The sequence below is a fragment of the Streptomyces sp. NPDC047000 genome, from assembly GCF_040644295.1.
In the GTDB taxonomy this organism is placed as follows: Bacteria; Actinomycetota; Actinomycetes; order Streptomycetales; family Streptomycetaceae; genus Streptomyces.
The window spans coordinates 161853-184552 of sequence record NZ_JBEYWE010000004.1; the positions used below are offsets into that span (position 1 = coordinate 161853).

General features: G+C 73.4%; 18 protein-coding genes. 8 read left to right on the forward strand and 10 right to left on the reverse strand.

Annotated features, from left to right (window positions below):
* Positions 1 to 203: 203 nt before the first annotated feature.
* The 3 genes from ABZ862_RS09505 to ABZ862_RS09515 all read right to left on the reverse strand — a co-directional run bounded on the left by ABZ862_RS09505 (position 204) and on the right by ABZ862_RS09515 (position 3797).
* Positions 204 to 1367 carry an ADP-ribosylglycohydrolase family protein gene (locus ABZ862_RS09505; RefSeq protein WP_360954965.1) on the reverse strand — a complete coding sequence of 388 codons (1164 nt, stop codon included), beginning with the start codon at positions 1365 to 1367 and terminating at the stop codon, positions 204 to 206.
* Positions 1368 to 1374: 7 nt separating this feature from the next.
* Positions 1375 to 2667 carry an ADP-ribosylglycohydrolase family protein gene (locus ABZ862_RS09510; RefSeq protein ID WP_360954968.1) on the reverse strand — a complete coding sequence of 431 codons (1293 nt, stop codon included), beginning with the start codon at positions 2665 to 2667 and terminating at the stop codon, positions 1375 to 1377.
* Between the two features lie 83 nt (positions 2668 to 2750).
* Positions 2751 to 3797, reverse strand: a complete 1047-nt coding sequence (locus ABZ862_RS09515) for an ADP-ribosylglycohydrolase family protein (RefSeq protein WP_360954971.1) — start codon at positions 3795 to 3797, stop codon at positions 2751 to 2753.
* Positions 3798 to 4039: 242 nt separating this feature from the next.
* Here ABZ862_RS09515 and ABZ862_RS09520 point away from each other — a divergent pair, with 242 nt between their 5' ends.
* The 3 genes from ABZ862_RS09520 (at position 4040) to ABZ862_RS09530 (ending at position 11203) form a co-directional block, all read left to right on the forward strand.
* The gene (locus tag ABZ862_RS09520) at positions 4040 to 4771 is read left to right on the forward strand and encodes a VIT1/CCC1 transporter family protein (RefSeq protein WP_360954974.1); all 732 of its coding nucleotides are present in this window, start codon (positions 4040 to 4042) and stop codon (positions 4769 to 4771) included.
* A gap of 365 nt (positions 4772 to 5136) precedes the next feature.
* Positions 5137 to 9747 (forward strand): glutamate synthase large subunit, encoded by a 4611-nt coding sequence (gene gltB / locus ABZ862_RS09525; protein WP_360954977.1) that lies wholly within the window; start codon positions 5137 to 5139, stop codon positions 9745 to 9747.
* A complete protein-coding gene (locus tag ABZ862_RS09530; protein WP_360954980.1) occupies positions 9740 to 11203 on the forward strand; it encodes a glutamate synthase subunit beta in 1464 nt (487 codons plus the stop codon). The genes gltB and ABZ862_RS09530 overlap by 8 nt, the downstream gene beginning before the upstream one ends.
* Before the next feature lie 310 nt (positions 11204 to 11513).
* Here the strand turns inward: ABZ862_RS09530 and ABZ862_RS09535 are convergent, their stop codons facing one another.
* A complete protein-coding gene (locus ABZ862_RS09535) occupies positions 11514 to 12431 on the reverse strand; it encodes a rhomboid family intramembrane serine protease (protein WP_360954983.1) in 918 nt (305 codons plus the stop codon).
* Positions 12432 to 12567: 136 nt separating this feature from the next.
* Here ABZ862_RS09535 and ABZ862_RS09540 point away from each other — a divergent pair, with 136 nt between their 5' ends.
* Positions 12568 to 13293 carry a VWA domain-containing protein gene (locus ABZ862_RS09540; protein WP_360954986.1) on the forward strand — a complete coding sequence of 242 codons (726 nt, stop codon included), beginning with the start codon at positions 12568 to 12570 and terminating at the stop codon, positions 13291 to 13293.
* 57 nt (positions 13294 to 13350) lie between these two features.
* Here the strand turns inward: ABZ862_RS09540 and ABZ862_RS09545 are convergent, their stop codons facing one another.
* Both ABZ862_RS09545 and ABZ862_RS09550 read right to left on the reverse strand, forming a co-directional pair.
* Positions 13351 to 14361 (reverse strand): acyl-CoA dehydrogenase family protein, encoded by a 1011-nt coding sequence (locus tag ABZ862_RS09545; protein ID WP_360954988.1) that lies wholly within the window; start codon positions 14359 to 14361, stop codon positions 13351 to 13353.
* Entirely contained in the window at positions 14361 to 15500 is a 1140-nt protein-coding gene (locus tag ABZ862_RS09550) for an acyl-CoA dehydrogenase family protein (RefSeq protein WP_360954991.1), read from the reverse strand. Before ABZ862_RS09550 ends, ABZ862_RS09545 begins: the two co-directional genes overlap by 1 nt.
* A gap of 47 nt (positions 15501 to 15547) precedes the next feature.
* On the opposite strand from ABZ862_RS09550, the gene ABZ862_RS09555 reads away from it, so the two are divergent.
* The 3 genes from ABZ862_RS09555 to ABZ862_RS09565 all read left to right on the forward strand — a co-directional run bounded on the left by ABZ862_RS09555 (position 15548) and on the right by ABZ862_RS09565 (position 18238).
* Positions 15548 to 16357, forward strand: a complete 810-nt coding sequence (locus ABZ862_RS09555) for an SDR family oxidoreductase (protein ID WP_360954994.1) — start codon at positions 15548 to 15550, stop codon at positions 16355 to 16357.
* 148 nt (positions 16358 to 16505) lie between these two features.
* The gene (locus ABZ862_RS09560) at positions 16506 to 17066 is read left to right on the forward strand and encodes a TetR/AcrR family transcriptional regulator (RefSeq protein WP_360955505.1); all 561 of its coding nucleotides are present in this window, start codon (positions 16506 to 16508) and stop codon (positions 17064 to 17066) included.
* Between the two features lie 14 nt (positions 17067 to 17080).
* Entirely contained in the window at positions 17081 to 18238 is a 1158-nt protein-coding gene (locus tag ABZ862_RS09565; protein WP_360954997.1) for an acetyl-CoA C-acetyltransferase, read from the forward strand.
* 57 nt (positions 18239 to 18295) lie between these two features.
* Here ABZ862_RS09565 and ABZ862_RS09570 read toward each other — a convergent pair whose 3' ends face one another.
* Genes ABZ862_RS09570 through ABZ862_RS09585 form a run of 4 tightly spaced genes read right to left on the reverse strand, consistent with a single transcriptional unit; the run spans position 18296 to position 21791 of the window.
* A complete protein-coding gene (locus tag ABZ862_RS09570) occupies positions 18296 to 19381 on the reverse strand; it encodes a nitronate monooxygenase (protein ID WP_360955000.1) in 1086 nt (361 codons plus the stop codon).
* Positions 19381 to 20160, reverse strand: a complete 780-nt coding sequence (locus ABZ862_RS09575) for a CoA-transferase (RefSeq protein WP_360955003.1) — start codon at positions 20158 to 20160, stop codon at positions 19381 to 19383. Before ABZ862_RS09575 ends, ABZ862_RS09570 begins: the two co-directional genes overlap by 1 nt.
* A complete protein-coding gene (locus ABZ862_RS09580; protein ID WP_360955006.1) occupies positions 20157 to 21005 on the reverse strand; it encodes a CoA-transferase in 849 nt (282 codons plus the stop codon). The genes ABZ862_RS09575 and ABZ862_RS09580 overlap by 4 nt, the downstream gene beginning before the upstream one ends.
* A complete protein-coding gene (locus ABZ862_RS09585; protein ID WP_360955009.1) occupies positions 21006 to 21791 on the reverse strand; it encodes an enoyl-CoA hydratase family protein in 786 nt (261 codons plus the stop codon).
* A gap of 102 nt (positions 21792 to 21893) precedes the next feature.
* On the opposite strand from ABZ862_RS09585, the gene ABZ862_RS09590 reads away from it, so the two are divergent.
* A complete protein-coding gene (locus ABZ862_RS09590) occupies positions 21894 to 22700 on the forward strand; it encodes an SDR family oxidoreductase (protein WP_360955012.1) in 807 nt (268 codons plus the stop codon).

Consider the following 22700-nt stretch of genomic DNA (forward strand, 5'->3'; position numbering starts at 1 on the left):
CGGTACGGCGACCGGTGGCCCGGGGTCTACGGGGCGGGAGGGGGCCGGGTGGTGCACGGGGCGGATCCCGCCGGGGCGGCCGGGCCGCGCGGACCGTGCGCGGCGGCCGGTGACGTGGTGGGGGGCCGGTCCGGTGGGGCGGTGCGTCGTGGGGCGGGGCGCGGTGCCGCCGGGGTCTTCGGGGGCTTCGGTGCGGGAGGGGGTCAGACGGCGCACGGGGCTCCTCCCAGTCCGGCGAAGGCGGACTCGTGGGTGCGGCGGCGGTGGAGGTCCCGGGTGAAGATCTCGCGGGTCACCGCGGCGAGCGTGCGGGCCGGTTCCCACAGGTCGAGGCGGCTGGCCTCGGCGACCTGCCCGGCCCATTCGTCCGGTACCGGTGAGCCGAGGGCGCCGGCCAGCGCTCCGGCCATCGTCGCGATCGAGTCGCAGTCCCGGCCGTAGTTGACGGACCCGAGGACCGCCTGGCGGAAGTCCCCCCGGGCCACCGTCAGCATGCCCAGGGCGACGGGGAGTTCCTCGATCGCGTGCAGCCGGGACGGGCGGCGGGCACCGAGGGAGGGTGCGCGGTAGTCGGGGCCGACCGTGTCGTACGGCGCCACCGCCGCCCGCAGCGGACCCAGCGCCGGCTCGAACTCCGTGTACCGGGCGGCCGTTTCGCAGACCGCCTCGATCGCGGCCCGGGTGCCGTCCTTCGCCACCGCCAGACACTCCGCCACCACCGACTCCGGTGTCGCGCCCGGCACGCACGCCGCGGACACCGCCGCCGCGAGGACGCCGGCCGCCTCACGGCCGTACGACGACTGATGTGCTCCCGCGATGTCCAGCGCCTCCGCGTACGCGCCCGCCGGGTTGGCCGCGTTGACCAGGCCGACGGGTGCCATGTACATCGCGGCGCCGCAGTTGACGATGTTGCCCGCCCCGGCCTCACGGGGGTCGGCGTGACCGTAGTGCAGCCGGGTCACCAGCCACTTCTCGGCGAGGAAGATCCGCTGCAGCGGCAGTGCCTCCGCCTCCAGCTCCGGGATCCAGCGCGGGTTCGTCATCAGGTCCGGGACCAGGTGTCCGGCGACGGCGTAGGCGTCGAGGTGGTCGCGGACCGTCGCGTACACCCGTACCAGCGCGTGCGTCATCAGGGTGTCGTCGGTGACGTGCCCGTCGCCCTTGTGGTACGGCGCGATCGGGCGGGCGGTGCGCCAGGCGTCGCCGTTCCAGGGGCCGACGACGCCGTCGACGCGGCCGCCGTGGCGTTCGAGGATCTGGTCGGGGGAGTAGCCCTCCACGGGCCCGCCGAGCGCGTCACCCACCGCCGCGCCGACCAGGGCTCCGGTGATACGGCTCTCCAGCGTTTCTTCTCCTATGGGCGTCATGCCCGAATCATCCCTCCGGCGGGACCGGTTGCGTGGCTTCCAGCAGCCCGGCGAGTTCCACCAGGTCGGTGCCGGTGAGGCGGGGCAGGACACACCCGGAGAGCGTGCGGCAGGCGTCCCGCCAGGAGGCGGGGACCGCCGCCGCGCCGCCGAGCGCGCCGGTCAGCGCGCCCGCCAGGGCCGGGGCGGAGTCGGCGACCCGGGAGAGGCAGGCCGCGGCCGGGACGGCTTCCGCGATCCGGCCGCGGGCCGCGGTGGCCAGGGCGAGGGCGACCGGGACGGTCTCGGCGGCGGCGATGCCGTAGCTGTAGACGTGGTCGACGATCTGATGCTCCAGCAGCGGGACGAGCGCGAAGGCGCTGTCCGCGCCGTGCGCCAGACGCAGGGCGTGGCGGGCGTTGCGGCCGATCTCCGTGGTGTGCGGGAGTTCGGTGAGCGCCGCCGCCACACAGGCGTCGGTGTCCGCCCCGGCGAGGGCGAGCGAGAGGGCCGCCGCCATCGCGCGGGCGCCGTGCACACCGTCGCCGTCCTGGGTGTAGCGGGCGTCGAACTCGGCGAGGGAGGCGGCGCCGGCCGGGTCCCCGGGGTGCGCCACGGCCAGTACGCAGGCGCGGACACAGGCGGCGTCGTCGAAGTAGTGCGGGTTGTCGTGGCCGCTGGCGGGCGGGCGCAGACCGGCGGCGAGGTTGCCGAGTCCGGCGCGCACGGAGATACGGGCGCGCAGGGGGACCACGGCGGACTCGACCTCCGGGGCGCGGTCGGCCGCGGCGGCGACCTCCGCCGCCAGGGCGCTCCAGGCCAGGTCGATGGTGGCGCGGGTACGGCGTTCGCGGCCCAGGTCGCCGAGGGCGGTGCCGTCCCCGGCGCGCAGCAGGGCCTCCGCGGCGAAGGCCGCCCACTCGGCGTCGTCGGAGGGGCCGAGGCGCAGGGGTTCGGGGGGCTGGTTGAGGGCGATGGGGACGGGGAGGGTGGTCGTGGCGTTCTGCTCGGCGAACGTGTCGAGCTCACGGGTGAGCCGGCGGGTCCAGTCGGGCATGCGGGACGCCCGGTGGCGGGCGGCGGGCCACCCGGCCGCGTCCCCCGCGGCCAGGCCGAGCAGCAGACCTGTGGTGCGGAGACCCGCGGTGCGGTGGGCGGTGCGGGGGCGCGTTTCCGCCGGCCGCGCCGGGCGCCGGGCGGCCTCGGTCCCGCCGTCGGCCGGGGGGTTCCCACCGGCGCCACCGGTGCGGGAACCGCCGTCGGCCGACGGCGAGGGGGTGTCCCCGGGCGTCGGGGGTCCGGCCGGGACCGGTGCGTCCACCGGAGCGGCTGCCGGAGTGTCCGACGGTGCGGCTGCCGCCGGGAGGCCGGGGTTCTGGTTCTCCGACCAGGGGGACGGCGGGTTCACGGGACGGGGACGGGGACAGGGGTGGGGGCCGGGGTGAGGGCGTCGGCCACGGCCAGGATGTGGTGGCCCGCCATCGAGGGGAGGCAGCTGCCCCGCGCCGGGCCGATCGCACGGGCCCACTCCGCCGGGATCGCCGACTCCCCCCGCGTCGCCCCGGCCAGCGCGCCCGCCACCGCCGCCGTGGTGTCGGCGTCGCGGCCCATGTTGACGGCCGTCAGCACCGCGTCCCGGAAGTCCCCGTCCGCCGCCGCGTACGCGCCGAAGGCCAGTGCGACCGCCTCGGGTGCCAGGTCGGTCCAGGGGTAGCCGCCGACGACCACCGCGGAGCGCACCGCGCGTTCGCCGTGCCGGGCGGCCGTCACCGCACGGCGCAGCGAGCGTGCCGTCCAGGAGTCGTCCGGGACCACCGACAGCGCCGAGGCGATCACCGTGCCGGGCGGCGCTCCCGACATCGCCGCCGCCACTCCCGCCGCGACCGCCTGGCCGCCGTAGATGCCCTCGCCGTCATGGCTCACCGAACCGTCGATCGCGACCAGCCGGGCCGCTTCGGCGGGACGTCCCGCCGCGAACACCCCGAAGGGCGCCGCCCGCATGGCGAGGCCGTCGCTCCAGGCGTGCCGGTGCTGGGCGGAGATGGGCGCCGCGAGACCCCGGCGCAGGTTCTCCAGCGTGCCGCGCTCGCTGAAACCGGCGCCCCGGAAGGGACCTTCGTCGCGGTCGGCGATCCACTCGTGCCAGGCGGCCTCGACATGGGCGGGGGTGAGGTCCGAGCCGTGCCGGGCCAGCAGCAGCCCGGAGAAGATGGCGTACTCGGTGTCGTCGGTGCCCGCGGGGTGCTCGGCGACGTAGCCGGTGACACGGCCCCAGCGGGCGCGGATCTCGGAGGGCTTCAGGTTCTCGGCGGGTGCCCCGAGCGCGTCCCCGACGGCGAGGCCGAGCAGCGCGCCGCGTCCCCGCTCGCGCGGTCCGGGGCCCTGCCCCGGGGTGTGCCCGGGGGTGTTCCCGGCGGCCGGGACCGGGGTTGTACGGGCGGTCGGTGCCATGGGTGATGTGTCCCCCGGCAAACGGCTCGCAGCGCCGTTCGCGTGGCAGTGTCACCCGTCCGGCGGCCCCCTCCCGGCAGGGACCCCGCGGTCCTCCGTACGGCCAAGCGCAGGCAAAGCCGCTGGTTAGCCCAGCCTTTCCTTGCTGGCGGACGGGAATGTCCGGGCGTATCGTCTGGTTATCGAAAAGTAGACTGTGTCTAAAGTTAGCTTTGCCTTAGCTTCCCTTGGGGGATCCGCGCATGTCCGTCATCGACACCGGGGCCGCACTCCACGTCGCGCACCGTGACAACCACACCCACCGTGACGTCAACGGCGGCTGGCTGCGCCCCGCCGTGTTCGGCGCGATGGACGGCCTGGTGTCCAACCTCGCCCTGATCACCGGTGTCGCGGGCGGTGACGTCGGTCATCAGGCCATCGTCATCACCGGCCTCGCGGGCCTCGCCGCCGGCGCCTTCTCCATGGCGGCCGGCGAGTACACCTCCGTCGCCTCGCAGCGCGAGCTGGTCGAGGCCGAGCTGGAGGTCGAGCGCCGCGAACTGCGCAAGCACCCGGAGGACGAGGAGAAGGAGCTCGCCGAGCTGTACGAGGCGCGCGGCGTGGAACCGGAGCTCGCCCGCGAGGTGGCCCGGCAGCTGTCGCGCGACCCCGAGCAGGCACTTGAGATCCACGCCCGCGAGGAACTCGGCGTCGACCCCGGCGAGCTGCCCTCCCCGACGGTCGCCGCCCTGTCGTCCTTCGGCGCCTTCGCGCTGGGCGCCACGCTCCCCGTACTGCCCTACCTCTTCGGGGCGACCGCCCTGTGGCCCGCCCTGATCCTCGCGCTGTTCGGGCTCTTCGGCTGCGGCGCCGTCGTGGCCAAGGTGACCGCCCGCACCTGGTGGTACAGCGGGCTGCGCCAGCTCGCCCTCGGCGCCGCGGCGGCCGGTGTGACGTACGTCCTGGGCAACCTGTTCGGAACGGCCGTAGGATGAGTGGGACAACTGCTTATGCGTCGGACCGTATAAGTAGTTGTTACTCGCTGGTTTCGCGTCATCGTCCGCCGGGCATGAGCCGTAAGCGCCGCGGGCAATGACGCCTGCCGCGCGCTCCGGGGTGGACGACGACGCCTCCCTCACCCCCGGACCGACGGACACCGATCTGTCCCCATCGGCCCCTTTCCTCCACCGCTCGGCGCGGAACCCTCCCGCGGCCCCGCGGTGCTCGCATGTTGGAACGTACTTTCCGGTTCCCGCAAAGGGTCCCATCATGTAACCTGCACGAAATTTTGCACTCACGCAGAGGGCCAACGTCGTCCCTCGGCACCTGCATATGCCACATGACGACGACGGGAGAGCCGATGCGTACCACGCGCCAGCCGTCCCAGCATTCCGCGAATGACCGGAAGTGGTCCTTCATGGATGCTCGCCCTGCTGCGCAGGGTATGTACGACCCCCGCGACGAGCACGACGCCTGCGGTGTCGGCTTCGTGGCCACCCTCACCGGTGAGGCGAGCCATGCGCTGGTCGAGCAGGCGCTGACCGTTCTGCGGAACCTCGAGCACCGCGGCGCCACCGGCTCCGAGCCCGACTCGGGCGACGGTGCCGGACTGCTGTCCCAGGTGCCCGACGCCTTCTTCCGCGAGGTGGCCGGATTCGAGCTGCCCGTGGCCGGCGCCTACGCCGTCGGCATCGCCTTCCTCCCCGAGGACGGCACCGACGAGGCGGCCTCCCGCATCGAGGCGATCGCCGCCGACGAGGGCCTCACCGTCCTCGGCTGGCGCGACGTCCCCGTCGCGCCCGGTCTGCTCGGCGCCACCGCGCGCTCCACCATGCCCGCCTTCCGGCAGATCTTCGTCGCCGACGGGGCGAGCGAGGGCATCGTCCTCGACCGCAAGGCGTTCGCCCTGCGCAAGCGCTCCGAACGCGAAGCGGACGTCTACTTCCCGTCGCTGTCGGCCCGCACCATCGTGTACAAGGGCATGCTCACCACCGGGCAGCTCGAGCCGTTCTTCCCGGACCTGTCCGACCGCCGCTTCGCCTCCGCGATCGCGCTCGTGCACTCCCGGTTCTCCACGAACACCTTCCCGTCGTGGCCGCTCGCACACCCCTACCGGTTCGTCGCGCACAACGGCGAGATCAACACCGTCAAGGGCAACCGCAACTGGATGCGCGCCCGCGAGTCGCAGCTCGTCTCCGACCTGTTCGGCTCCGCCGACCACGCCGGGGGCAAGGGACTGGAGCGCCTCTTCCCCGTCTGTACCCCGGACGCCTCCGACTCGGCGTCCTTCGACGAGGTCCTCGAACTCCTCCACCTCGGCGGCCGCTCCCTGCCGCACTCCGTGCTGATGATGATCCCGGAGGCGTGGGAGAACCACGACTCCATGGACCCCGACCGGCACGCCTTCTACCAGTTCCACGCCCAGATGATGGAGCCGTGGGACGGTCCCGCCTGCGTCTGCTTCACCGACGGCACCCAGGTCGGCGCCGTCCTCGACCGCAACGGACTGCGCCCCGGCCGCTACTGGGTCACCGACGAGGGCCTCGTCGTCCTCAGCTCCGAGGTCGGCGTCCTCGACATCGACCCCGCCCGGGTCGTCCGCAAGGGCCGCCTGCAGCCCGGCCGGATGTTCCTCGTCGACACCGCCGAGCACCGCATCATCGAGGACGACGAGATCAAGGCCGGCCTCGCCGCCGAGAACCCCTACGCCGACTGGCTCCAGGCCGGCGAGATCGAGCTCGGCGACCTCCCCGAGCGCGAGCACATCGTCCACACCCACGCCTCGGTCACCCGCCGCCAGCAGACCTTCGGCTACACCGAGGAAGAGCTCCGCATCATCCTCGCGCCGATGGCCAAGGCCGGCGCCGAGCCGATCGGCTCCATGGGCACCGACTCGCCGATCGCCGCGCTCAGCGAGCGCCCCCGGCTGCTGTTCGACTACTTCACCCAGCTGTTCGCGCAGGTCACCAACCCGCCGCTGGACGCCATCCGCGAGGAGCTCGTCACCTCGCTGCGCTCCGCCCTCGGCCCGCAGGGCAACCTGCTGGAGCCCACGGCCGCCTCCTGCCGCAGCGTCGTCCTGCCCTTCCCGGTCATCGACAACGACGAGCTGGCCAAGCTCATCCACATCAACGCCGACGGCGACATGCCCGGCTTCAAGGCCGCCACCCTCTCCGGCCTGTACCGCGTCTCCGGCGGCGGCGAGGCCCTCGCCGCCCGCCTCGCGGAGATCCGCGCCGAGGCCGACGCCGCCATCGAGAACGGCGCCCGCCTCATCGTCCTGTCGGACCGCCACTCCGACGCCGAGCACGCGCCGATCCCCTCGCTGCTGCTCACCGCAGCCGTCCACCACCACCTCATCCGCACCAAGCAGCGCACCCAGGTGGGCCTGCTCGTCGAGGCCGGTGACGTCCGCGAGGTCCACCACGTCGCCCTGCTGATCGGCTACGGCGCCGCCGCCGTCAACCCGTACCTGGCGATGGAGTCCGTCGAGGACCTGCTGCGCGCGGGCACCTTCATCAACGGCATCGAGCCCGAGCAGGCCATCCGCAACCTGATCTACGCCCTCGGCAAGGGCGTCCTCAAGGTCATGTCCAAGATGGGCATCTCCACCGTCGCCTCCTACCGGGGTGCCCAGGTCTTCGAGGCCGTCGGCCTCGACGAGGGCTTCGTCGCCGAGTACTTCACCGGCACCACCAGCAAGCTCGGCGGCGTCGGCATCGACGTCGTCGCCCAGGAGGTCGCCGCCCGGCACGCCAAGGCGTACCCGGCCAGCGGCATCGCGCCCGCGCACCGCGCCCTGGAGATCGGCGGCGAGTACCAGTGGCGCCGCGAGGGCGAACCGCACCTGTTCGACCCGGAGACGATCTTCCGCCTCCAGCACTCGACCCGCACCGGCCGCTTCGACATCTTCAAGAAGTACACGGACCGGGTGAACGAGCAGTCCGAGCGGCTGATGACGCTGCGCGGCCTGTTCGGCTTCACCTCCGGCCGCACCCCGGTCCCGGTCGACGAGGTCGAGCCGGTCTCCGAGATCGTCAAGCGCTTCTCCACCGGCGCCATGTCGTACGGCTCCATCTCCCGCGAGGCGCACGAGACCCTCGCCATCGCCATGAACCAGCTGGGCGGCAAGTCCAACACCGGTGAGGGCGGCGAGGACCCGGACCGGCTCTACGACCCGGCCCGGCGCAGCGCCATCAAGCAGGTCGCCTCCGGCCGCTTCGGCGTCACCAGCGAGTACCTCGTCAACGCCGACGACATCCAGATCAAGATGGCCCAGGGCGCCAAGCCCGGCGAGGGCGGCCAGCTGCCCGGCCACAAGGTGTACCCGTGGGTGGCACGGACCCGGCACTCGACGCCGGGCGTGGGACTCATCTCCCCGCCGCCGCACCACGACATCTACTCCATCGAGGACCTGGCCCAGCTGATCCACGACCTCAAGAACGCCAACCCGGCCGCCCGCATCCATGTGAAGCTGGTCTCCGAGGTCGGCGTCGGCACGGTCGCGGCCGGTGTGTCCAAGGCCCACGCGGACGTCGTGCTGATCTCCGGCCACGACGGCGGCACCGGCGCCTCCCCGCTCACCTCCCTCAAGCACGCGGGCGGCCCCTGGGAGCTCGGCCTCGCCGAGACCCAGCAGACCCTGCTGCTCAACGGCCTGCGCGACCGCATCGTCGTCCAGACCGACGGCCAGCTGAAGACCGGCCGCGACGTGGTCGTCGCCGCGCTGCTCGGCGCCGAGGAGTTCGGTTTCGCCACCGCGCCGCTGGTGGTCTCCGGCTGCGTCATGATGCGCGTCTGCCACCTCGACACCTGCCCGGTCGGCATCGCCACCCAGAACCCCGTCCTGCGGGAGCGTTTCGCCGGGCGCGCCGAGTACATCGTGAACTTCTTCCGCTTCATCGCGCAGGAGGTCCGCGAACTCCTCGCCGAGCTCGGCTTCCGCTCCGTGGAGGAGGCCGTCGGCCACGCCGAGGTCCTCGACGTGACCCGCGCCGTCGACCACTGGAAGGCCCAGGGCCTGGAGCTCGCCCCGCTGTTCCACGTGCCCGAACTGCCCCGGGGCGCGGTGCGCCACCAGGCCGTCGCCCAGGACCACGGACTGCAGAAGGCACTCGACAACGAGCTGATCAAGCTCGCCGCCGACGCCCTCGCCGCCGACTCGGCGACCGACGCCCAGCCGGTGCGCGCCCAGGTCGCGATCCGCAACATCAACCGCACGGTCGGCACCATGCTCGGCCACGAGGTGACGAAGAAGTTCGGCGGCGCGGGCCTTCCCGACGACACGATCGACATCACCTTCACCGGCTCCGCGGGCCAGTCCTTCGGCGCCTTCCTGCCGCGCGGTGTCACGCTGCGCCTGGAGGGCGACGCCAACGACTACGTCGGCAAGGGCCTCTCCGGCGGCCGGGTCGTCGTCCGCCCGGACCGGGGCGCCGACCACCTCGCCGAGTACTCGACGATCGCCGGCAACACCATCGCGTACGGCGCGACCGGCGGCGAGCTGTATGTGCGCGGCCGTACCGGTGAGCGGTTCTGCGTGCGCAACTCGGGCGCGCTGGTCGTCTCCGAGGGCACGGGCGACCACGGCTGCGAGTACATGACCGGCGGCCACGCCGTCGTCCTCGGCCCGACCGGCCGCAACTTCGCGGCGGGCATGTCCGGCGGTGTCGCCTACGTCATCGACCTCGGCCGCGACAACGTCAACGTCGGCAACCTCGACTCCGTCGAGGCCCTGGACGACGCGGACAAGAAGTGGCTGCACGACGTGGTGCGCCGTCATCAGGAGGAGACCGGCTCCACGGTCGCCGAGAAGCTGCTCGCCGAGTGGGACACCGCCGCCGACCGCTTCTCCAAGATCATCCCCCGCACCTACAAGGCAGTGCTCGCCGCCAAGGACGCCGCCGAGCGAGCCGGTCTGTCCGAGACCGAGATCACCCAGAAGATGATGGAGGCGGCGAGCAATGGCTGACCCCAAGGGCTTCCTGAAGAACGGCCGTGAGGTCGCCACGTCCCGCCCGGTCGAGGAGCGCCTCAAGGACTGGAACGAGGTCTACGTCCCCGGCTCGCTGCTGCCGATCATCAGCAAGCAGGCCGGCCGGTGCATGGACTGCGGCATCCCGTTCTGTCACAACGGCTGTCCGCTCGGCAACCTGATCCCCGAGTGGAACGACTACGCCTACCGCGGCGACTGGACGGCCGCCGCGGAACGGCTGCACGCCACGAACAACTTCCCGGAGTTCACCGGGCGGCTGTGCCCGGCGCCGTGCGAGGCGGCCTGTGTGCTCGGCATCAACCAGCCGCCGGTCACCATCAAGAACGTCGAGGTCTCCATCATCGACAAGGCGTGGGAGGCCGGCGGGGTCGCCCCGCAGATCCCCGAGCGCCACTCCAGCAAGACGGTCGCCGTCATCGGCTCGGGCCCCGCGGGCCTGGCCGCCGCCCAGCAGCTCACCCGGGCCGGCCACACCGTCGCGGTGTACGAGCGCGCCGACCGCATCGGCGGCCTGCTGCGCTACGGCATCCCCGAGTTCAAGATGGAGAAGCGGCACATCAACCGCCGTATCGAGCAGATGCGCGCGGAGGGCACCCGGTTCCGTACGGGCGTCGAGATCGGCCGCGACATCAAGGCCGGTGACCTGCGCAAGCGCTACGACGCCGTCGTCATCGCCGCTGGGTCCACCACCGCCCGCGACCTGCCCGTCCCGGGCCGGGACCTCAAGGGCGTGTACCAGGCGATGGAGTACCTGCCGTTGTCGAACAAGGTCCAGGAGGGCGACTACGTCACCTCCCCGATCTCGGCCGCGGGCAAGCACGTCGTGGTCATCGGCGGCGGCGACACCGGCGCCGACTGCGTGGGCACCGCCCACCGCCAGGGCGCGGCCTCGGTCACCCAGCTCGAGATCATGCCCCGCCCGAACGACGAGCGGAACGCGGTCGACCAGCCCTGGCCGACCTTCCCGATGCTCTACAAGGTGACCAGCGCCCACGAGGAGGGCGGCGAGCGGGTCTACTCCGTCTCGACGACCCACTTCGAGGGCGACGAGGACGGCAACGTCCAGTGGCTGCACCTCGCCGAGGTCGAGTTCACGGGCGGCCAGCTGGTCCAGAAGCCGGGCACGGAGCGCAAGATCCCCGCCCAGCTGGTCACCCTGGCCATGGGCTTCACCGGCCCCGACCGGGAGAACGGCCTGGTCGAGCAGTTCGGCCTCGAGCTCGACCAGCGCGGCAACATCGCCCGCGACGCCGAGTTCCAGACCAATGTGCCGGGCGTGTTCGTCGCCGGCGACGCGGGCCGCGGCCAGTCGCTCATCGTGTGGGCGATCGCCGAGGGCCGCTCGGCCGCCCAGGGCGTGGACCGGTTCCTGACCGGCGCCAGCTCCCTGCCGGCCCCGATCCGGCCCACGGACCGCTCACTGATGGTCTGAGACGCGCCCCCGGACCGCGCACCGGTGGTCCGAGAGGCGCGGCCGGTCCGAGAGGCGCGGCCGCGGCACGCGGGAGCACCGCGGCGAGAAGGATCACACAGCGTCCCGTACAACGGCGTACGGGCGGGACATCCGGGGGCACGCCCCCGTGACTCCCCAGACGGCGCCTGCCCGAAAGTCCCCGACCGGACGACTGGGCAGGCGCCGCCGTATGCCGCCGGTGTCACGCGCCCGGTGTCACGTGCCTCGGTGCCGTGGGCCCCGGCGTTGTGTGCCCCGGTGCCGTCGGCCGCGGTGTCGTGGGCCCTGGTCAGCCGCCCAGCTGGGCGACCTTCGCCGCCGTCAGGACCACCAGCAGCACCAGCAGCGCCCCACAGGCGCCCGCCTGGACCAGGACCTGGACGCGCCGGTTGTCCCGGGGCGCGTACGCGTAGGCCAGCGTGACGAGAGCGCCCGCGAGCAGTCCGCCGAGGTGCCCCTGCCAGGAGGTGTACAGGGCGGAGAGCACCAGCCACAGCAGCAGGCCCGCCATGAAGCGGTTGACGCTCTGCAGGTCGGCGCCCGCCCGGCGCGCGATGACGTAGTACGCCGCGCCGATGCCGAAGACCGCGCCGGACGCGCCGACCGTCGCGGTGCCCGGCGCGATCAGCAGCACCAGTACCGAGCCGCCGAGCGCGGAGAGCAGATACAGCACGGCGAAGCGGAGACGGCCCAGCAGCGGCTCCACCACCCGGCCCAGGTTCCACAGCGACACCATGTTCATCGTGATGTGCAGAATGCCGAACGTCCCCTCGGTGGGCGGCAGATGCAGGAACGCACCGGTCAGCAGCCGCTCCCACTGCCCGCCGACGACACCGTCGGCGTGGAAGCCGTAGGGGTACCCGGACTGCCAGACGTAGTACGCGCCGTCCGGGCCCACCAGCCGGGCGCCCAGCATCTCGAACCGGTCCACCACGGACGGCCGCACCAGCTCCGCCAGATAGGCGAGGACGTTCAGCCCGACGAGGACGTAGGTCACCAGCGGCACCGCCGAGATCCGGCCGCCGAACGGCGTGCGCGTCGTGCGCACCGACCGCGCGCCCTCCTTCACGCACTCCGGGCACTGGTGGCCGACGGGGGCCTCGCGCATACAGTCCGGGCAGATGTACCGGTCGCAGCGGGTGCAGCGGACATGGGACTCCACCTCGGGGTGGCGGTAGCAGGTGGTGACGGTGGACTCGGAATCCACGACCGGGCTCCTCGGCTGACGCTGACGATACGGATGATATGAGTGAGGCTGCGTGAAAGGGGCGGTACGGACGGGCCGGTGGGGACGGCAGCGAACAAAATAGCGAAAGAAAGCGACAAGGGGAGGGGCGGGAGCCATGCCGGCGATCAGTCTGAAGAAGGTCGAGGAGACCGCGCCCGCGCTGGTCAGCCTGTACAAGAGCGCCGGAGCGTCCCTCGCCCGGCACGGGCTGGAGGACCGGCGGGCCGCCGTGTACCTCGTGATCGACTACTCGGGTTCCATGCGACGCTACTTCAGGGACGGCTCCGTCCAGACGCTCGCGGACCGGGTGCTCGGTCTGTCCGCCCACCTCGACGACGACGGACGTGTCCCGGTGGTCTTCTTCTCGACCGACGTGGACGCCGTGGCCGAGATCGAACTGGCCGGGCACCAGGGCGGCGTCGAGCGCATCGTGGCGGGGCTCGGGCACATGGGGAAGACCGATTACCACGCGGCGATGGACGCCGTCATCGACCACTACCTCGACAGCGGTGCCGTGGACCCGGCCCTGGTGATCTTCCAGACCGATGGCGGTCCCACGAACAAGCTCGCCGCGGAACGGTATCTCTGCAAAGCGGCCGGGCTGCCGATGTTCTGGCAGTTCATCGGGTTCGGCCACCCGCGCAGCAAACAGTTCGACTTCCTGCGCCGACTGGACGAACTGCCGGTGCCGGAGCGGCGGGCGGTGGACAACGCGGGCTTCTTCCACGCCGGAGCCGATCCCCGGCGGATGCCCGACGCCGAGCTGTACGACCGGCTGCTGGGGGAGTTCCCCGAGTGGCTCGCCGCGGCCCGGAGGCTGGGGATCGTCGGGAAGGGGTGAGCGGGGGAGGGGCGAGCGGGGGAGGGGATCCGGGGAAGTGGGGTCCGGGGCGGTGGGTCAGTCCCCGCCGGCGCCGCTGGCCGCCAGCACCCGCGCCCGGCACTGCGCCGGTGTGCCCCAGGCGGTGAGCAGGGCGCGGGCCTTGGTGAGCCAGAGCGACAGGTCGTACTCCGCCGTGTAGCCGATCGCGCCGTGCAACTGGAGCGCCGTGCGGGCCGTCCGGTACGCGGCCTCGCAGGCCGTGACCTTGGCGGCCGCCGCATCGGCCGGGTCCAGGGTCAGCGCGGCACCGAACAGCAGGGGGCGCGCGAACTCCAGGGCGATCTTCGCGTCGGCCAGCCGGTGCTTGACCGCCTGGAAGGAACCCACGGGCACACCGAACTGGGTCCGCCGCACGACGTACGCCACCGTACGGTCCAGCAGGGCGAGGCCGGTGCCGAGGGCCTGGGCGGCGGTGGCCAGCCGGGCCCAGACGAGGGCGTCGGCCGCGGCCGAGGTGACCTCCGGGCCGGAGGCGAGGATCTCCCCGCCGGGCGGGACACCGAACAGGCGGCGGGCCGGGTCGAGCGACGGGCGGGGCGGAGCGGTGGGTGCGGGTGCCAGCCGGAGGCCGGGCGCCGGGTTCCGCGCGTCGTGACCGGACACGACCAGCCGCACGTCCGCCGTGTCCGCGTCCAGCAGCGGGCCGCCGCCGGCCGGGGCGAGCGTCGCGGCCGTCCCGCCCGAGGCGAGCGCGGGCAGCAGCCGCCCGGCCGGGCCCGGGGCGCCGAGACGGGTCAGCAGGACGGCCGAGGCCACCGTCTCCACCAGCGGCCCCGGTACCGCGTGCCGCCCCAGTTCCACGAACGCGACGGCGACTTCGACGGGCCGCGGCCCGAACCCGCCGTACTCCTCCGGCACCGCGAGCGCGAACACGCCCGCCTCGGCCAGCTCCCGCCACAGCGCACGGCCGCGGCCGTGCGCGCCGCGGCTCCACTCCCGTACCACCGACGGGGTGTCCGCGGCCTTCAGCCGGGCGTCCAGGGAGTCCGCGAACGCCCGCTGCTCGGTGTCGAGGAGAAAACGCATCAGCGCCGCCCCTTCGGCAGGCCGAGCAGCCGCTCGGCGACGATGTCGCGCTGGATCTCGTTGGTGCCCGCGTAGACCGGACCCGCCAGGGCGAAGACATAGCCCTCGGCCCAGTCGGTGTCGGCGCGTTCGCCGTCCGCGCCGAGCAGGTCGAGGGCCGTCTCGTGCAGCGCGATGTCGTACTCGGACCAGAACACCTTGTTCAGGCTGGACTCCGGGCCGAGCGGCTCGCCCGCCAGGAAACGGGAGGCGCAGGCGTAGGTGAACAACCGGTAGGCGCGGGCGCCGATCACCGCGTCGGCCACCCGGTCGTGCGCGTGGCCCGGACGGCCGCCCGCCCGCCACAGGTCCGCCAGCCGCCCGGCGGCGGCCAGGAAACGGCCCGGGGAACGCAGGGTGAGGCCGCGCTCGTTGCCCGCCGTCGCCATGGCGATCCGCCAGCCCTGCCCCGGCTCGCCGATCACGTCCTCGTCCGGCACGAACACCTCGTCCAGGAACAGCTCCGCGAACGCCGGTCTCCCGTCCAGCCGGCCGATCGGGCGGACGGTGACCCCGGGCGCGCGCAGGTCGAACATCAGGTAGGTCAGGCCTTGATGGGGCCTCGGAGTGCCGGACTCACTGCGGAACAGGCCGAACGCGCGGTCCGCGAAGGCCGCGCGCGACGACCACGTCTTGTGCCCGCTCAGCAGCCAGCCCCCCGCCGTGCGCACCGCGCGCGAGGTGAGCGAGGCCAGGTCCGAGCCAGCCTCCGGCTCCGACCACGCCTGCGCCCACACCACCTCACCGGACGCCATCGGCGGCAGCACCCGGGCACGCTGCTCCCCGGTGCCGTGGTCGAAAAGGGTCGGCGCGAGCAGGCTGACGCCGTTCTGGCCCACCCGGCCCGGCGCGCCCGCCGCCCAGTACTCCTCCTCGAACACCAGCCACCGCACCAGCCCCGCGCCCCGGCCGCCGTACTCCTCGGGCCAGGACACCACCGACCAGCGGTCCGCGGCCAGTTCGGCCTCCCAGGCCCGGTGCGCCGCGAAGCCCTCCGCCGTCTCCAGGGACGGCAGCGGCGCCACGGGCACATGCGCGGCCAGCCAGGCGCGGGCCTCGGCGCGGAACGCCTCGTCGGCGGGGGAGAGGGTGAGGTCCACCGTCCGGCTCCTTCCCTAACAAGTGTTTGGTAGGTTAGCTTGAGGTCATGACGGGCGTCGAGAGGGCCGCAGGCACCGGGAGTCCGGAATACGTGCCCGGCCACGGGCTGCTGGCGGGACGCACCGCCGTCGTCACCGCGGCGGCGGGCGCGGGGATCGGCGGGGCGACCGCGCGCCGCTTCCTCGAGGAGGGCGCGCGGGTGCTGATCAGCGACGCCCATGCGCGGCGGCTGAAGGAGCACGAGGCCGCGCTCACCGCCGAGTTCGGCGCCGCGGCGGTCGCGGCCCAGCCGTGCGACGTCACCGACGAGACCCAGGTACGGGCCCTGTTCGACACGGCGGAGCGGTTGCACGGCCGGCTGGACGTCGTGGTCAACAACGCCGGCCTGGGCGGCACCGCGGAACTGGCCGACATGACCGACGACGCGTGGTCGAAGGTGCTCGACGTGACACTGAACGGCACCTTCCGCTGCACCCGGGCCGCGCTGCGCGCCCTGCGGGCCTGTGGCACGGGCGGGGTGATCGTCAACAACGCCTCCGTGGTGGGCTGGCGCGCCCAGGCCGGCCAGGCGCACTACGCCGCCGCGAAGGCAGGCGTGATGGCGCTGACCAGATGCGCCGCGATCGAGGCCGCCGCCTACGGGGTGCGGGTCAACGCCGTGTCGCCGAGCCTCGCCATGCACCCCCACCTGGCGGCGGTGACGACGCCCGAACTCCTCGCGGAACTGACGGCCCGTGAGGCCTTCGGGCGGTACGCGGAACCCTGGGAGGTGGCCAATGTGATCGTGTTCCTGGCGTCCGGCTACTCGTCGTACATGACCGGCGAGGTCGTCTCCGTCAGCAGCCGGCACCCCTGAGGAACGGGCGGACCACAATGGACGTGTGCCGACCAAGAAGAAGTCCCAGGTGACCGCCCCCGAGCCCGCCGCCCCCCAGCCCGGCACGGCCGGTGCCACCGCCCCCGGGCGCGGCGCGGCCGCCGCCCGCGACCGGCGCGGCGAACTCCTGCGCACCGCCGCCGAGGTCTTCGCCGAGCAGGGCTACAACGCCACCACCGTGCGCAGGATCGCCGACCACGCCGGACTGCTCGCCGGCAGCCTCTACTACCACTTCGACTCCAAGGAGTCGATGCTCGAGGAGATCCTGCGGACCTTCCTCGACGAGCTGTGGGACGGCTACGACACCGTCCTCGCCGCCGGCCTGGGGCCCCGCGAGACGCTGGAGGCCCTGGTCACCGAGTCGTTCCGGGAGATCGACCGGCACCGCGCCGCCGTCGCGATCTACCAGAAGGAGAGCAGACAGCTCGCCGCGCAGGAGCGCTTCGCGTTCCTCGCCGACTCACAGCGCAGGTTCGAGAAGGCGTGGCTGTCCACGCTGCAGCGCGGGGTCGCCGACCGGGTCTTCCGGAACGACCTCGACGTCCGCCTCACCTACCGCTTCGTGCGCGACACCGTCTGGGTCGCCGCGTCCTGGTACCGGCCCGGCGGACAGCACAGCCCCGAGGAGATCGCCCGGCAGTACCTGTCGATGGTGCTGGACGGGATCGCCGTACGCGGACAACCGTAGAGGGAGAGAGCACCGTGGCCGAGGCATACATCGTCGAAGCGGTCCGCACGCCCGTCGGGCGGCGCGGGGGAGGACTCGCCGGGGTGCACCCGGCCGACCTGGGTGCGCACGCCCTGACCGCCCTGATACGGCGCTCCGGAGTGGACCCGGCCGCCGTGGACGACGTCGTCCTCGGCTGCCTCGACACCGTCGGCCCGCAGGCCGGGGACATCGCCCGCACCTGCTGGCTGGCCGCCGGACTGCCCGAAGAGGTCCCCGGCGTGACCGTGGACCGGCAGTGCGGCTCCTCCCAGCAGGCCGTGCACTTCGCCGCGCAGGGCGTGCTCTCCGGCACCCAGGACCTGGTCGTCGCCGGAGGCGTGCAGAACATGTCGATGATCCCCATCGCCTTCGCCACCCGGCAGGCCGCCGAACCGCTCGGCCTCACCCAGGGCCCCTACGCCGGCAGCACCGGCTGGCGGGCCCGCTACGGCGACCGGCCCGTCAACCAGTTCGCCGGCGCCGAGATGATCGCCGCCAAATGGGGCATCACCCGGCCCGACCAGGAAGAGTTCGCCCTGCGCTCGCACCGGCGGGCCCTGCGCGCGATCGACGAGGGCCGCTTCGACCGCGAGACCGTGCCCTACGGTGACGTCACGGCCGACGAGGGCCCGCGCCGGGACACCTCGGCGGAGAAGATGGCCGCACTGAAGCCCGTCATCGACGGCGGCACCGTCACCGCCGCCTGCTCCTCCCAGGTCTCCGACGGCGCGGCGGCCCTGCTGCTCGCCTCCGAACGCGCCGTGCGCGAACACGGGCTGCGCCCCCGCGCCCGCGTCCACCACCTGTCCGCCCGCGGCGAGGACCCCATCCGCATGCTCACCGCGCCGATCCCGGCCACCGCGCACGCCCTGAAGAAGACCGGGCTCACCCTCGACGACATCGACCTCGTCGAGATCAACGAGGCCTTCGCCCCGGTCGTCCTGGCCTGGCTCAAGGAGACCGGCGCCGACCCGGCCAAGGTCAACGTCAACGGCGGCGCCATAGCCCTCGGCCACCCGCTGGGCGCCACCGGCGCCAGACTGATGACCACCCTTCTGCACGAACTGGAGCGCACCGGCGGCCGCTACGGCCTCCAGACCATGTGCGAGGGCGGCGGCCAGGCCAACGTGACGATCATCGAACGGCTCTGAGGAGCAGCCGCCGGCCGGCCGACGGACGGGGCTGCCGGCCACCCGACGGACAGGGCGTCACAGCGACCGCCGCACCTCCCGGCGGTCGCCCACCCCGCTGACCGTCCCCAGCGCCCCGATGACGTCCTCGGCTTCCGCCATCACCCGCTCCACCAGCTCCGCGCACGACGGCAGGTCCTCGATCACCCCGGCCACCTGACCCGCCGCCATCACACCCAGGTCCGTGCGGCCGTCCACCATCGCCGATCTCAGGAGCATCGGGGTGTTCGCGGCCAGCAGGGTCTGGCTCCAGCTCAGCGACCTGGCACGGTGCGTCGTCCGGCCGTCGCGCAGCAGCGCCCGCCAGGTGAGGCCGGAGAGCCTGCGGAAGGCCGCCGCGTGACGGGCCGCGCGGAACAGGGTGCGGGCGCGGCCGGCACCCTCCAGCGACGCGACGAGATCCGTGCGCAGCATCCGGTGCGACAGACCGTCGACGGCCCGGGTGACCGTGACGTCCCGTACCGTCGCCGCCAGATACCGCGCCTTCACCGCCTCCGGCACCGTCGACTCCGCCGTCAGCAGGAACCGCGTACCCATCGCCACCCCCGCCGCCCCGTACGCCAGCGCGGCGACCAGCCCCCGCCCGTCGAAGAACCCGCCCGCCGCGACCACCGGTATCCGCACGGCGTCCACCACCTGCGGCAGCAGCACCGTCGTCGCCACCTCGCCGGTGTGGCCGCCGCCCTCGCCGCCCTGCACGATCACCGCGTCCGCACCCCATGCGGCCACCTTCTCCGCGTGCCGCCGCGCCCCCACCGACGGGACCACCACCACACCCGCCTCCTTCAGCCCGGCGATCAGCTCCCGCGACGGAGCCAGGGCGAACGACGCCACCCGCACCCCCTCGTCGATCATGATCTGCACCCGGTCGGCCGCGTCCGCCGCGTCGGCCCGCAGATTCACCCCGAACGGCGCCGCCGTACGCGACCTGACCTCCCGTACCGCCTCGCGCAGCCGGTCCGGCGTCATCGTCGCCGACGCCAGGACCCCCAGCGCCCCCGCCTCCGCCACCGCCGACACCAGCCGCGGCCCCGCCACCCAGCCCATCCCGGTCTGCACGATCGGCCGGCGGACGCCGACCAGCCGGGTGAACGCGGTCTCCACTAGCCCGCCACCTCCCTCGCCCGGGTGTTCCCCGGATCGATCACCTCACGGATCAGCCGCAGCTCCGCCCCGCTCGGCTCCCGTGTCACCGGCACCTCCTCCGGCACCGCGAGCTCGAACCCCGTCGCCTCCCGCACCTGGTCCGCGCTCACCCCGGGATGCACCGATACCAGCCGCATCGACCGCTCCGGCGTGGCGAAGTCGAAGACACCGAGATCGGAGACCACCCGCCCCAGACGGTGATAGCGGGCCGTCCCCGGGTGGGCGGCCGCGCGGTCGTACCCCACCCCGCACACCAGGTCCACCCGCTCCACGAACACCCGCCGGGAGTGTCTCGGGATCCAGTAACTCGTCGGATTGTTCAGCGTGTTGACGGGCGCGCCCCGCACCCCGAGCAACTGCCGCGCGGGCCGCGCCCAGTCACCGATGCACGAGATGTTCTGGTTGCCGAACCGGTCGATCTGGCCGGCACCCATCATCACGTGCCGGCGGCCCCCGGCCACCAGCTCCAGATGCTGCCGGTACGGCAGCCAGCCCTCCACCGCGCCGTCGGCGCCCACCAGCATCGCCTCGCCGTCGGTCAGCAGCAGGTCCGGCGCGAAGGTGAGCCGGGCCAGCCGCGCCCCGACCGAGGGGATCAGCCCCATCGGGCTCGCCAGGATCTCCCCGGCCCCGCGCCACGCCTCGGCGCAGGCGATCACGCAGTACTCGGCACGGGTGGGCGGCCCGGAACCCTCCGCCGCTCCACCGGCCGCCCTCCCCGCAGACCCGGCACTCATGACCGCTCCTCGTGCCAGGCCCGCACCGCCGACCGGTAGTCCCGCTCGTCACCGCCGAGGAACCGCCCCGCGAACTCCGGCCAGGAGGTGCTCGCGTACGCCCGCTGGAACGCCTCGTCCCGCCCGTAGTCCGGTGCGCAGGACGTGAAGTGCGCCCCGTTCGGCGCCTCCACCACACCGTCCACCACATGACGCTTGATCAGCAGGCTCTGCGGCGGTGCCTCCTTCGTCAGCTCGGCGGTGTCCACGATCCGCTCGCACGACATGTACGCCGCGTCCGCCGCCGCGCAGAACAGATCGTCGAAGTACGGGTCCGGGCCCAGGTACTGTCCGTTGCCCAGCCGGTCGGCGCGGTGCACATGGACCAGGGCCGCGTCCAGCCGCAGCGCCGGCATCGCGACGAACGTCTCCCCGTCGTCGTACGGCGAGGTGACCGTCCGCAGACCGGGACCGACCCGCATCACGTCCGACCCCGGCCCGGCCCGCACCGGCAGGAACGGCAGCCGGTTCGCGGCGGCGCGCAGCCCCCACATGAACATCGCCTCGTCCACCTCCACGAGCTCGAACGCCGCCCGCTCGCGCGCCGCCCGGTAGTGCGGCTCGAGCGGTACCGAGTCGAGGGTGACGAACGCCGCGACCAGCTTGCGGATCCGGCCGGCGGCGGCCAGCATGCCGACGTCCGGGCCGCCGTACGAGACGACCGTCAGGTCCCCGATCCCCGACCGCAGCAACGCCCTGACCAGCGCCATCGGCTTGCGGCGCGAGCCCCAGCCGCCGATGCCGAGGGTCATCCCGCTCGCCAGCCGGGACACCACCTCGTCCGCGGTCGTCGTCTTGTCCGCCATCTACACCCCCTCCTTCTCCTTCCCGGGCGCCTGCCGCCTCCCGGGCGGCCGCTCGTTCCCGAAGGCGCCGCGCACACGGTCACCCGCCCCGCTCAGCCCGGCCTCGAAGGTGAAACCCTGCTCGAAGCGGTAGCTCCGCCGCACATCGACCGGGTCGATGCCGTTGATGGCCGCCTTCGCCAGCCGGATCAGCTCACCGTCCTTGGCCGCTATCTCCCCGGCCAGCTCCAGCGCGGCGGCGCGCAGCCGGTCGTGCCGCACCACCCGCCATACCGAGCCGTACCGGTGCAGCTCGGCCGCGCCCACCGTGCGCGAGGTGTAGTACAGCGCCCGCATCAGGTGCTGCGGCACCAGCCGGGACAGATGCGTGGCCGCACCCAGCGCGCCCCGGTCCAGCTCGGGCAGCCCGAACACGGCGTCCTCGGCCGCCACGATCGCGTCCGCGTTGCCGGCCAGGCCCACGCCGCCGCCCAGACAGAATCCGTGCACCGCCGCGACCACCGGGACCTCGCACTCGTACACCGCCGCGAACGCCTCCGCGCAGCCCCGGTTGGCACCCAGCAGCGCGCTTCGCCCGCCCGTCTGTATCTCCTTGATGTCCACGCCCGCGTTGAACCCGCGGCCCTCCGCGCCCAGCACCACGCACCGCACCCGCGGATCGCGGCCCGCCGCCCGCACCGCGTCGGCCAGCGCGGACCAGCCGGCCACCGGCAGCGCGTTCACCGGCGGGAAATCGACCGTGACGAGCGAAATCCCCTTCCCCGGGGACGAGGTGGAGACACCCATGGACGCATCAGCTACCTTCGCACTCAGCTGCCTTTCCACCAAACATTTGTTAGGTGTGAGGTCTTCGACGCTAGCAGCCGCAGCAGAGGAGCGGGAGAGCCTGTGGACAACTCGCACCGTCGCAGGACCGTCGTCGTCACCGGTGGCACCCGGGGCGTGGGCGCCGGGATCGCCAGGGCCTTCGCGGAGACCGGCGCCCGGGTCCTCGCCTGCGCCCGGCGGCCGCCCGAACTGCCGCTCTCAGGGGTCGAGTTCAGTCCCCTCGACCTGCGCGACCCGCCGGCCGTCCGTGCCTTCTTCGACGCCCTCCCGCGGCTCGACGTCCTCGTCAACAACGCCGGCGGCACCCCCTACCGGCGGCTGGCCGACGCCGGCGCCGAACGCCACGCGCGGGTGATCGAGCTGAACCTCCTCGCCCCGCTCACCGCCTCCCTCGCCGCCCACGAGCAGCTGCGGCGGACCGGGGGCTGCGTGGTGATGGTGGGCAGCGTCAGCGGCAGCCGCCCCTCACCCGGTTCGGCCGCCTACGGCGCCGCCAAGGCGGGCCTGGAGAACCTCGCCCGCTCCATGGCGGTGGAATGGGCCCCGGACATCCGCGTCAACACCCTGGTCGTCGGCATGGTCCGCACCGAACTCGCCCGTCTCCACTACGGCGGCGAGGACGGCATCACCGCGGTCTCCGCCACCGTCCCGCTCGGACGGCTCGCCGAGCCCGGCGACATCGGCGCCGCCGCCGTCTTCCTCGCCTCCGCTGCCGCCGCCTACATCACCGGCGCCAGCCTGCTCGTGCACGGCGGCGGGGAGCGGCCGGCCTTCCTCACCGCCGCCACGGCCAACACGGACACGGACAGAGACACGGACAGAGACACGGACAGAGACACACACAGAGACACGGACACGGAGGAGTGA